Origin of the sequence: Neisseria viridiae (assembly GCF_962747995.1) — a bacterium.
Lineage (GTDB): Bacteria > Pseudomonadota > Gammaproteobacteria > Burkholderiales > Neisseriaceae > Neisseria > Neisseria viridiae.
Genome location: NZ_CAUJAJ010000003.1, coordinates 104361 through 116574, shown reverse-complemented (window position 1 = coordinate 116574; position 12214 = coordinate 104361). Strand labels below are relative to the sequence as shown.

11 protein-coding genes and 1 tRNA gene are annotated in these 12214 nt (G+C 54.4%); all 12 read left to right on the top strand.

Features of this window, described 5'->3' with window-relative positions; translation table 11 throughout:
- The first annotated feature begins 5 nt into the window (after positions 1–5).
- The 12 genes from Q9J79_RS03345 (at position 6) to Q9J79_RS03290 (ending at position 12207) form a co-directional block, all read left to right on the top strand.
- A complete protein-coding gene (locus Q9J79_RS03345) occupies positions 6–1721 on the top strand; it encodes an ApeI family dehydratase (RefSeq protein WP_301912262.1) in 1716 nt (571 codons plus the stop codon).
- 49 nt (positions 1722–1770) lie between these two features.
- Positions 1771–2496 (top strand): glycosyltransferase family 2 protein, encoded by a 726-nt coding sequence (locus Q9J79_RS03340; protein WP_301912263.1) that lies wholly within the window; start codon positions 1771–1773, stop codon positions 2494–2496.
- A complete protein-coding gene (locus tag Q9J79_RS03335; RefSeq protein WP_301912264.1) occupies positions 2493–3425 on the top strand; it encodes a lysophospholipid acyltransferase family protein in 933 nt (310 codons plus the stop codon). Before Q9J79_RS03340 ends, Q9J79_RS03335 begins: the two co-directional genes overlap by 4 nt.
- A complete protein-coding gene (locus tag Q9J79_RS03330; RefSeq protein ID WP_301912265.1) occupies positions 3422–3862 on the top strand; it encodes an acyl-CoA thioesterase in 441 nt (146 codons plus the stop codon). Before Q9J79_RS03335 ends, Q9J79_RS03330 begins: the two co-directional genes overlap by 4 nt.
- A 58-nt stretch (positions 3863–3920) precedes the next feature.
- Complete coding sequence (locus tag Q9J79_RS03325) at positions 3921–4514, top strand: outer membrane lipoprotein carrier protein LolA (protein ID WP_301912266.1); 594 nt, start codon at positions 3921–3923, stop codon at positions 4512–4514.
- A 16-nt stretch (positions 4515–4530) separates the two neighbouring features.
- Complete coding sequence (locus tag Q9J79_RS03320) at positions 4531–6876, top strand: MMPL family transporter (RefSeq protein WP_304685265.1); 2346 nt, start codon at positions 4531–4533, stop codon at positions 6874–6876.
- 9 nt (positions 6877–6885) lie between these two features.
- Positions 6886–7410, top strand: a complete 525-nt coding sequence (locus Q9J79_RS03315; RefSeq protein ID WP_301912268.1) for a hypothetical protein — start codon at positions 6886–6888, stop codon at positions 7408–7410.
- Entirely contained in the window at positions 7407–8609 is a 1203-nt protein-coding gene (locus Q9J79_RS03310) for a beta-ketoacyl-ACP synthase (protein WP_301912270.1), read from the top strand. Before Q9J79_RS03315 ends, Q9J79_RS03310 begins: the two co-directional genes overlap by 4 nt.
- Before the next feature lie 53 nt (positions 8610–8662).
- Positions 8663–8738, top strand: a tRNA-Ile gene (locus Q9J79_RS03305).
- A gap of 74 nt (positions 8739–8812) precedes the next feature.
- On the top strand, positions 8813–9571 hold the full coding sequence (locus Q9J79_RS03300; RefSeq protein WP_301912271.1) for a glycosyltransferase family 2 protein: 759 nt from the start codon (positions 8813–8815) through the stop codon (positions 9569–9571).
- Positions 9572–10636 (top strand): glycosyltransferase family 4 protein, encoded by a 1065-nt coding sequence (locus Q9J79_RS03295; protein WP_118997608.1) that lies wholly within the window; start codon positions 9572–9574, stop codon positions 10634–10636.
- A 233-nt stretch (positions 10637–10869) separates the two neighbouring features.
- Entirely contained in the window at positions 10870–12207 is a 1338-nt protein-coding gene (locus tag Q9J79_RS03290) for a sodium-dependent transporter (protein WP_301912272.1), read from the top strand.
- Positions 12208–12214 lie beyond the last annotated feature (7 nt).

Genomic DNA, 12214 nt, shown 5'->3' with positions numbered 1-12214 from the left:
AATATATGACCCGAATGTTTGACATCAACTTCTCCGACAATACGCCGATTGCCTTCGACCCGCTGTGGACCCGCGCCGATTTTATACGCACGGTACACGCCCTGTCGTTAAAATTAAAGCAAAACAACATCCGTTCGGCGGCATTGTGGTTTGACGATGCCGCGCTGTTCGCAGCCGCATTGCTTGCCGTTTGGAATAGCGGCGGCAAAGCCCTGCTGCTGCCGAATACCGCGCCCGGAAACCTGACTTGGGCGAAATCCGCACAAATCCTGCTGACCGACACCGATATTGTTTCAGACGGCATCCACGTTTGGCAAATACCAACCCCTTGCGGCGGTATGCCGTCTGAAAACCGCATACCGCAAGCATTGGACATCCCGCCCGAATCCGAAGTGCATTTGCGTACTTCGGGTTCCGGCGGGGAAGCCAAGACAATCGTCAAAACCGCCGCGCAAATCGAATCGGAAGCCCGCACGCTGGCTGCGGCAATCCCGTTCGGACGCGGCAAAACCGCCGTCCTCGGCAGCGTATCGCCGCAACATATGTACGGACTGACCTTCCGCTTCGCGCTTCCGCTGCTGATGGGGTGGGCGATGGTCCGCAGGCAAAACGCCTATCCCGAACTGCTGCTGTCGGCAAGCCTGAACGTGCCGTCCAATTATCAAAATGTCTGGATTGCCAGCCCCGCCCTGCTCAACCGTTTCGGCGAAAATCGGGATTGGGCGGCGTTAAACGGAAGGATGGCCGGCATCGTTTCCGCAGGCGGGGAACTCCCACCGGAAACTGCCGCCCTGTTGGAACAATATGCAGTCCGCCCTTATGAAGTTTACGGCAGTACGGAAACCGGCATCATTGCATCCCGCCAAAAACAGACCTTGTGGCAACCGTTCCCCAACGTCTCCATCCGCAATACCGGCAAATCGGTGGAAATATCCTCGCCGTGGACAGGCGGCGTGCAGCACATTGCCGACTGCATCGAAACACACGAAGACGGTTTTGCCCTGCTGGGCAGGCAGGACAGGATAATCAAATTGGCAGACAAACGCATTTCGCTCAACCAAATCGAACACGAATTACTGAAACACCCTTGGATTGCCGACGCACATTGCGCCCTGCATCCGGAACACGGACGCATTGCCGTTTGGGCGGCACTCGATACGGAAGGCATCACGGCGTGGCTGGAACAGGGGCGCACCGCCGTTATCGCCGCACTCAAGCAACACCTTGCCCAAACGCAAGACACGGCTGCCCTGCCGCGCTACTGGCGTTTTACAGACCGTCTGCCGCGCAACGGACAAGGGAAAATTACCGCAGCGGACTTTCAGACGGCATTGGCAGAACCCGCCGTGCCGCAATGGCACACCTTGCCGCCCGAAGGAAACCGGTTGCGCTATCAAACCCGCGTACCGCTGGATTTACCCTATTTCGGCGGACATTTTTCCACCTTCCCACTCGTCCCCGGCGCAGTCGAATTGGAATGGGTACGCCGGCTTGCCGCACGGCACCCCTTCGGCAGGCAAAACATTATCCGCATCGAAAACCTGAAATACCAACAGTTTATCCGCCCGTATGACGACATTTCCGTAGAACTCGGATACGATGCCGATAAAAACAAACTGTCATTTAAAATCCAAAAACAGGATGCCGCCTGCGCCTCGGGGAAACTGGTATTCGACACGCCGCAGGACAGTCCCAATCCGGCCGCAAGGGAAGAACGATGAACCGCCTTCGCAAAGGCAAATAAGATTACCGCCTTACCTTAATATAAATATGAACATCCTCGCCCTCATCCCCCATTACAACCACCCGACAACCGTCGGCACGGTCGCGCGCGGCCTGCGCGCCTGCGGTTTGGACGTGTTGGTCGTGGACGACTGCTCGCGCCCCGACTGCATACCCGTTTTAGAAAATCTGGCTTCAGACGGCATCCGCGTCATCCGCCGCACAAGCAACGGCGGCAAAGGCGCGGCAGTACGCACGGGTTTCGAGGCGGCGGCGGAGCTGGGATACAGCCACGTCCTGCAAATCGACGCCGACGGCCAACACTGTTTGGACGACGTGCCGAAGTTCGTCCGTGCCGCGCAACTCAATCCCGAAGCCCTCATCTGCGGTCAGCCGCAATACGGCGGCGACGCGCCCAAATCACGATTGTACGGGCGCAAAATTACCGACTTTTGGAATATGGTCCATACCTGGTCGTCCGATATTAAAGACGGTATGTGCGGCTTCCGCCTTTATCCGTTGCCGTCCGTCTTGGCGGTCATACGCGAAGAACACGTCGGCAACCGTATGGACTTCGATATCGAAATCCTGATCCGGCTATATTGGCGCGGCATCAAAACCGTGTGGATACCCACGCCCGTCCGTTACGCCGCAGACGGCATTTCCCACTTCCGCGCCCTTGCCGACAACATCCTTATCAGCCAAATGCACACACGGCTGTTTTTCGGTATGCTCAAATGGCGTTGGCGCATCTTGAAAGGCATATTCCGATGAACGGCGCATCCCGACACTGGGCGGAACAAAACGAACGCGGCAACCGCCTGTTCCTCAAGCTGACGGCGGTGATTGTCCGTTATCTGCCCCCTTTTTTAATGAAACCGTGTATTTGGTTTGTCGTCCTGTATTTCTACCTGACCTCGCCCCGGGCGCGGAAAAACCTCCATACCTACCAAAACCGCCTGCGGCACACCTTTCCCGACGCTATGCCGTCTGAAAACCGCATATTCGCGCAGTTTTTGGCATTCGGCGAAGCCGTTTGCGACCGCTTTGCCGTATGGCAGCGCAAAATACGTTACGAAGACCTGATTATCGAGGATCCCGACAACCTGACTGCCTCTATGTATCAAAACGGGCGCGGGCAGATTTTTGCCTGTTCGCACTTGGGCAATACGGAAATCTGCCGCGCACTGGTTTCCCACCACCGGAATTTCAAACTCAACGTCCTCGTACACAGCTGCCACGCGCAAATGTTCAACGAAGCCCTGCAACAGGCGGGCGCGGACAAAATCCAACTGATACAGGTAAGCGACTTGGACGCATCGCTGATGATGACGCTCAGCCGGCGCATTGAAGCAGGAGAGTGGTTGGCAATCGCCGCCGACCGCATTCCCGTCCGGGGCGAAAAAACCGTAACCGTCGATTTTTTGCAACACCGCACCGAAATACCGCAAGGTGCGTGGATTCTGGCCTCTCTGCTGAAAACCAAGGTCAACGCGCTGTTTTGCATCAAACAGGACGGACGCTACCGCCTGAAACTTCGCCCTATGACCGACACATCGGATTGGACGCGGGCGGAGCGCACGCAAAAAATTAAAGAATCCGCGCAACATTTCGCCCGCATTTTAGAAGAAGAATGCCGTCTGAATCCGCTGCAATGGTTCAATTTTTACGACTTTTGGCACACGGAGCACCATCCCAGATGAACAAAAAACACATTTTCTGCCGCCACAGCCACATCATCCAAGTCCCGTTTTTCGATGTCGATCCGATGCAGATTGTCTGGCACGGCAACTACGTCAAATACCTCGAAGTCGCACGCTGTGCCTTCCTCGACAGCATAGGCTACGGCTACGATGAAATGGGCAGGCGGGGCTTCAGTTGGCCCATCGTCAAAATGGACTTGAAATACATACGCCCCGCACGGTTCGGACAAACCATCCGCATCGATATGGCCATCGTCGAAATCGACACTTGCCTGCGTATCGACTACACTTTGTCCGATGAGCAAACCGGCGAAAAACTGACCCGCGCATCGACCACGCAGGCGGCAGTATCCTTGGAAATCGGAGAAACACAGTTCCAAACGCCGGAAAGCTGGCTCGAAGCCATACGGAGCCATCCGACTTTTCAAGCCGCATAAGCCACCGTCCGTTTTCAGACGGCATTTTTACCCATTATTGCCACACCGACAGACAACCATGAAAAAATACCTGCTTGCCGCACTCCTTGCCGCAACCGCTCTTTCCGCCTCGGCATTTTCCACTGCCGAACTGGCCCGGATATTGCAAAAACCCGATAACATCCAAGGCAGCTTTATCCAATACCGCCATCTGAAATCCCTATCTAAACCGATGGCTACAACCGGAAAATTCGTACTGATGCCCAAACGCGGGCTGCTCTGGCAGATGCAAAAACCGTTTGCCGCCACCCTGCGCGTCCGTTCAGACGGCATCAGCCAATGGAACGGCAAAGGCTGGATAATGCCCGACACCGGAAAATTTTCCGGACAAAGCAGGCAAATCAAACTCTTTCTCGACCTGATCGGCGGCGATACGCAAGGGCTGGAAAAACAGTTTGACCTGAAACTCGAAGGGTCGGCGCAAAAATGGACGCTGCAACTCACACCGAAAACACTGGTGATGAAACAAATCTTCAACCATATCGACATCAGCGGGGACAGCGTCGTCCGCCGCATCGAACTGCACGAAAAACAAGGCGACAAAACCGATATGCAGTTTAACGGCATCAGCGTCGGCAACCCTCTGGACGAATTTGCCAAACAATCACTCTGACACCGTCCGAACCGCTATGATCCGCCTGATTTACACCCTGCTGATGTCTGCACTTGCCGTCTTTGCCTGTTACAACATCACAACGCGCGATTGGCTGCAAACCGATTTAACCGAGCTGCTGCCCAAGAGCAGCCAAGATGCCGTTTTGCAGGCGGCGGAACGCGCCGGCGACGCGCAAATCAACAGCCAAATCATCCTGCTGGCGGGCAGCCCCCGACCCGAAACCGCATTTCAGACGGCATCGGAAATCGCCGGCTTGTGGCGGCAAAGCGGGATATTTTCCGAAGTAAACAGCCAAATCAGCCCCGACCTTGCACAAATCCGCCAAGACATCGGCAGAATCAGTTTAGCCGTCCTGCCCGAAGCCCAACGGCGTTTGCTGACCGAAAAACCCGCCGATTATTTCCGCCAACGCGCCGAGGATGCCGCCAACCCGTTTGCCGTATCCCCCCTGCCCTTAGATGAGGACTGGCTGGGTTTCGGGCGTTTCGTTGCCGGCAAAATCAATCCCCAAACCCGTCTGCAATGGCATCCCGAAAACGGTATGCTGTTCAACGAAGACAACGGGAAAACCTGGGTGTGGATACGCGCCAAGCTGCCCGATAACACCCTGCCTCAAGATGCCTTGGCAAACCTGCTCCAAAAAACACAGACATTGGCATCCGACAGGCACACCGAAATCCTGACCGGGGGCGGCGCACTTTTTGCAGCAGCCGCCAAAGCCGATGCAGAAAAAGAAAGCCGGATAATGGGTTTTGCCGGCATAACCCTGACCGTAACCCTCATATTGTGGGTTTTCCGCAGCGCACGCACTTTCTGGCTGCTGCTGCCGTCTGCCGCAGGCATGCTGGCGGGCTTGGCGGCGGCTCTGGCGGTATTCGGACATATCCACGCCCTGACGCTGGTTATCGGTACGAGCCTGATCGGGATGCTGGTCGATTTCCCGCTGCACTGGCTGACCCCGTCGGTATTCTCATCATGGCAGGCGAAACCGGCGATGAAACAGGTATTGCCCACCTTTGCAGTCAGTCTGCTGATTACCGTTTCGGGATACGCGCTGCTCTGGTTCACACCTTTGCCGGTTTTACAGCAAACTGCCGTTTTCTCCGGATTCTCGCTACTTGGCGCATTCGGCGCGACCGTCTGCCTGCTGCCGCCCCTGTTTGCCCGTTATCATGCAAAACCCGTACCTTTTACCACCTTAAGTACCATACTGGGCAGACATATCAAGAAACAGCTCCCCCCATCCTTCCGTTATCCTGCAACAGGTTTTCTGATTGTTTTCACTGCCGTCGGGCTATGGCGCGGCAACTGGCGCGACGACATCCGCCAATGGGTGAATATGCCGCCCGGACTGTTGTCGCAAATACAAAAAATCGGCACATTGGGCGGAACCGATTTCAGCGGTCAATATCTGGTTGCCGAAGCCGCAAGCGAAGACGCGCTGCTGTTAAAAAATGCCGAACTGCGCCGCGCCCTTACGCCCCTGATTCGACAAGGCAAACTGAAAGGCATCCAATCGCTGGATCAATTCATCCTGCCGGCAGCCGAACAAAACCGCCTGAAACAATATTTGCGCGCGATTGCAGACAAACCCGGCAACTACCGCGCCCTGCACGAACTGGGTATTCCCGAAGACACGCTGAAATCCGCCCTGCTGCAAGCGGCCGGCACGCCCGCCATCACGCTTTCAGACGGCATCGTCCTGCCTCTGGCGCAGGCTTGGAAACCCCTGTATCTCGGCGAAGTCGAACCGCACCGTTATGCCTCGGTTATCCGTCTGAACGGCATGACCGATCCGGAAACCGTCCGCAAAACGGCAGAAACCGTCCCAGGAATCAAATGGGCGGACAAGCGCGGCAGGCTCAACGAACTGTTCCGCCATACGCGCAATCAGGCGGCTTGGCTGAAATTGTCGTCTTACCTGTTGGCATGGCTGCTGCTGTGGCGGCTGTTTGGCGCACGGCAGGGTGGAAAAATCCTCGCCGTACCCGTCGCTGCCGCCATCGGCACTGTTGCCGTATTGGGTTGGCTGGGCATTCCCGTCAGCCTGTTTGCCATGTTCGGATTGCTGCTGGTTTCCGCCATCGGCATCGATTATGCCGTTTACGCGCTCAATGCCGGACACAGCACCGATGCGCGGCTGGGCGGTATGCTGCTTGCCGCGCTCACGACCGGCATCTCCTTCGTCCTGCTTGCCTTCAGCGGTACACCGGCCGTCGCCGCATTCGGCATGACCGTCGGCATCGGGGTCATATTGAACCTGTGGCTGGCAGCACGGCTGATGTACTCGGTCCCAGATACGCAGCATCCCAACCGTCAGCCGCCCTGCCGCCGTTTCTGCTTCAGACGGCATTTTTGAAAGGAACTTATGCGCCCGACCACAACCCTGCTTGCCCTATTGACCGCAAAACTGCTCGCCGCCTGCTCCTCATACACCCTACCCGTCCCCCAAACCCAACCACGCCTTGCCCAAGACGTACAATGGTTCAAATGGGAACGCTACAATAAGGGGCAAGAACCGGTACAAACCGGCATATTGGCAGCCGAACAGCTGGAAGACGGCATCCGGTTTGTACAAACCGACATATTGGGCGCACCGGTTTCACGCCAAACCATCAATAGCGGCGGCTGGAAAAATGACGGGTTCGTGATGCCCAATATGCCGTCTCGTCGCCTGTTTGCCGCACTGCTCCCGCTGATAACAGCCGAAAATGCCGCGCCCCCCTATCCCGACCTCAAACAGGCGGGCGGCGGCGCGTCCTTTTGCAAAGAGGGGGCATTGTTCCGCTACCGCAATCGGGACATATGGTGCGTCAACCATATTGGAGGACAGTTCCTGATTACCCTTCCCGACCAAACCCGCTGGTCGGTTACACCGATTGAACCATTATGAACATACCTGTTTACCTCGGAAGCCCTGCACTCACCAGCGCATTGGGCAGCGGACTGCACACCCACATCGATGCCCTGCTGTCCCCTTCTTCCAAACCGGCACTGACATTTTCATCCGACTGGGTTGACGGCAAAAACCTTGCCTTCGGTATGGTAAAAGAAACCCTGCGCCCCTTTTCAGACGGCACGCCCGCACACTGCCGCAGCCACACCAACAGGCTGCTTTGGCACACGCTCGAACAAATCGAACCGCAAATCGATGCCGCCATACGGCGGTACAGCGCAAACCGGATTGCCGTCGTTATCGGCACATCCACCGGCGGCGCGGACGAAAACATCCCGATGTTCCGACAGGCAGTTCAGGGAAAAGCCTGGCAAGACCTCACGTTCAACCAATGCCAACACCTTATGAACGCGCCCGCCGATTTCATTGCCGATGCTTACGGGCTAAACGGCCTGCGTTACGTCGTTTCCACCGCCTGCACTTCCGGCGCGCGCACATTAATCAGTGCCGCACGCCTGCTTCGCGCCGGTATGTGCGATGCCGTCATCTGCGGCGGCGCGGACACACTCTCGCCGCTGACCGTCAACGGATTCGCCTCACTGGAAGTCTTGTCCCCAAACATTGCCAATCCCTTTTCCGCCAACCGCGACGGCATCAATATCGGCGAAGGTGCAGCCGTATTCATCATGACGCGCGATGCGGATTTTTCCGGCGGTATGCGGCTTCTGGGTTACGGCGCAAGCAGCGATGCCTACCATATTTCCACGCCGCGCCCCGACGCTCAAGGCGCAATCCTCGCCTTTCAGACGGCATTGCAACACGCAGGTCTTGCGCCCGAAGACATCGGCTGGATTAATCTGCACGGCACCGGGACGCACCACAACGACAGTATGGAAAGCCGCGCCGTTGCAGCGGTTTTCAACAACAATACGCCCTGCACTTCCACCAAGCCGCAAACCGGACACACGCTGGGCGCGGCGGGCGCAATCGAAGCCGCGTTCGCGTGGGGCATTGCCGACCGGCAAAGCAATCCCGAAGGGAAACTTCCGCCCCAGCTTTGGGACGGGCAGAACGACCCCGACCTGCCCGCCATCAACCTGACCGGCAGCGGCAGCCGCTGGGAAACCGAAAAACGCATTGCCGCCAGCTCGTCGTTTGCCTTTGGGGGAAGCAACTGCGTTTTACTCATCGGATGAAATAAGTTTGTCAATCCCACCGCTATGCTATACAATACGCGCCTACTCTTGACGGGTCTGTAGCTCAGGGGTTAGAGCAGGGGACTCATAATCCCTTGGTCGTGGGTTCGAACCCCACCGGACCCACCAATTCCCAAGCCCGGACGTATGTTTGGGCTTTTTTGCCGCCCTGTGAAACCAAAATGCTTTGAGAAACCTTGATAATGAAAAAAGTCAGCGTATTGATTGTTGCCAAAAACGAAGCAAACCACATTCAGGAATGTATTGAAAGTTGCCGTTTCGATAAAGAAGTCATCGTTATCGACGACTACAGCACCGACAATACTGCCGAAATTGCCGAGGGTTTGGGCGCAAAAGTCTTCAGACGGCATTTGAACGGGGATTTCGGAGCGCAAAAAACATTTGCCATCGAACAGGCAGGCGGAGAATGGGTTTTCCTGATTGATGCAGACGAACGCTGCACGCCGGAACTATCTGATGAAATCTCAAAAATTGTCCGAACCGGCGATTATGCCGCCTATTTTGTCGAACGCCGCAACCTTTTCCCCAACCATCCGGCCACACACGGCGCGATGCGTCCCGACAGCGTATGCCGTTTGATGCCGAAGAAAGACAGTTCGGTGCAAGGCAAAGTACACGAAACCGTACAAACCCCCTACCCCAAACGCCGTCTGAAGCATTTTATATACCATTACACATACGACAACTGGGAACAATATTTCAACAAATTCAACAAATACACTTCCATCTCAGCCGAGAAATACCGAGAGCAGGGAAAGCCCGTGAGTTTCGTTAGGGACATTATCCTCCGCCCGATTTGGGGTTTTTTCAAAATTTATATCCTGAACAAAGGGTTTCTCGATGGAAAAATGGGTTGGATTATGTCCGTCAACCACAGCTATTACACGATGATTAAATATGTCAAACTATATTATCTGTACAAATCCGGCGGAAAATTTTAAATGGAAAAAGAATTCAGGATATTAAATATCGTATCGGCCAAGATTTGGGGCGGGGGCGAACAATATGTCTATGATGTTTCAAAAGCATTGGGACTGCGGGGCTGCACGATGTTTACCGCCGTCAATAAAAATAATGAGTTGATGCACAGGCGCTTTTCCGAAGTTTCTTCCGTTTTCACAACGCGCCTTCACACGCTCAACGGGCTGTTTTCGCTCTGCGCGCTTACCCGCTTTATCCGGAAAAACCGCATTTCCCACCTGATGATACACACCGGCAAAATTGCCGCCTTATCCATACTTTTGAAAAAACTGACCGGGGTACGCCTGATATTTGTCAAACACAATGTCGTCGCCAACAAAACCGATTTTTATCACCGCCTGATACAGAAAAACACCGACCGCTTTATTTGCGTTTCCCGTCTGGTTTACGATGTGCAAACCGCCGACAATCCCTTTAAAGAAAAATACCGGATTGTTCATAACGGTATCGATACCGGCCGTTTTCCCCCGTCTCAAGAAAAACCCGACAGCCGTTTTTTTACCGTCGCCTACGCCGGCAGGATCAGTCCGGAAAAAGGATTGGAAAACCTGATTGAAGCCTGTGTGATACTGCATCGGAAATATCCTCAAATCAGGCTCAAATTGGCAGGGCACGGACATCCGGATTATATGTGCCGCCTGAAGCGGGACGTATCTGCTTCAGGAGCAGAACCATTTGTTTCTTTTGAAGGGTTTACCGAAAACATTGCTTCGTTTTACCGCCAAAGCGATGTCGTGGTTTTACCCAGCCTCGTCCCGGAAGCATTCGGTTTGTCATTATGCGAGGCGATGTACTGCCGAACGGCGGTGATTTCCAATACTTTGGGCGCGCAAAAGGAAATTATCGAACATCATCAATCGGGGATTCTGCTGGATAGGCTGACACCTGAATCTTTGGCGGATGAAATCGAATGTCTCGTCTTGAACCCTGAAACGAAAAACGCACTGGCAACGGCAGGGCATCAATGCGTCGCCAACCGTTTCACCATCAACCATACCGCCGACAAATTATTGGATGCAATATAAACTGCTTTCAGACGGTCTATGCCGTCTGAAAGCCTTTGATGCAACAAACCGCCAAATTATATTCGTTCATTGGAAAGAAACACCCCGAATTCATCCCTCAAAATAAGAAAATCCCAATATCCCCCGATATTACGCAGCCTATTGGCAAAGTTTTGCAGCGTCTTCCCCGGCTTGTGCCGCCGCGTCAAGTGCTTTGTTACAATGCACTACCTTCACATTTCTTAATAAACCCTATGACTACCCATGCTTCTTGGTCGTCCAAAATCGGTTTCGTCCTTGCTGCGGCAGGTTCGGCCATCGGTTTGGGCGCGATTTGGAAATTTCCTTATACGGCAGGCACCAACGGCGGCGCGGTGTTTTTCCTGCTGTTTTTGATATTTACTATCTTGGTCGCCCTGCCCGTCCAGCTTGCCGAATTTTATATCGGGCGCACGGGCGGTAAAAATGCCGTCGACTCCTTCAGGGTTCTGCGTCCGGGTACGCAATGGCTTTGGGTCGGGCGCATGGGCGTTGCCGCCTGCTTTATTTTGCTGTCGTTTTACAGCGTGGTCGGCGGATGGGTATTGAATTATGTCGTCCACAGTTTTACAGGGGCAATCCATGCAGGAGCGGACTTTGAAGCCCTGTTCGGCACAACGATTTCCAATCCGGCAGGTTCGCTGTCCTATCAGGCACTGTTTATGCTGATTACGGTTTGGGTGGTCAAAGGCGGGATTTCAGACGGCATTGAAAAGGCAAACCGTTATCTGATGCCGGGGCTGTTTATCCTCTTTATTGCGCTGGCAATCCGTTCGCTGACGCTGCCGGGTGCAATGGAGGGCGTGTCTTTCCTGCTCAAACCGAATTGGTCGTACTTTAAAGCCGATACGATGATTACGGCTTTGGGACAGGCGTTTTTTGCCCTGAGCATCGGCGTTTCCGCCATGATTACCTACGCTTCATATTTGGGAAAAGATCAGGATATGTTCCGTTCCGGCCATACGATTATGTGGATGAACCTCTTGGTTTCCCTACTTGCCGGTCTGGTGATTTTCCCGGCGGTGTTCGCCTTCGGTTTTGAACCGAGCCAGGGGCCGGGATTGATTTTTATCGTATTGCCCGCAGTGTTTATGAAGATGCCGTTCGGTACGGTTTTGTTTGCGGTATTTATGCTGCTGGTCGTTTTCGCCACGCTGACTTCCGCATTTTCGATGTTGGAAACGGTCATTGCCTCAACCATCCGCCAAGACGAGCGCAAACGCAAAAAACACACTTGGCTTATCGGCACAGCCATTTTCATTGTCGGCATCCCGTCCGCGCTGTCTTTCGGCGTATGGGGTGAGTTTAAGGTTTTCGGCAAAACCATTTTTGATTTGTGGGACTATGTTATTTCCGCCGTCATTATGCCGATTGGTGCTTTGAGTGTTTCCATCTTTACCGCCTGGATTCAGGACAAGCAGTCTGTGTTAAAAGATGCCGGATCGGGCAGCACCGTACCACGGGCAGTGCTGCTGCTGTGGCTGAATACCTTGCGCTACCTCGCCCCGATTGCCATTATTATTGTTTTCATCAATTCTTTGGGCATCCTTTAAAAATCCC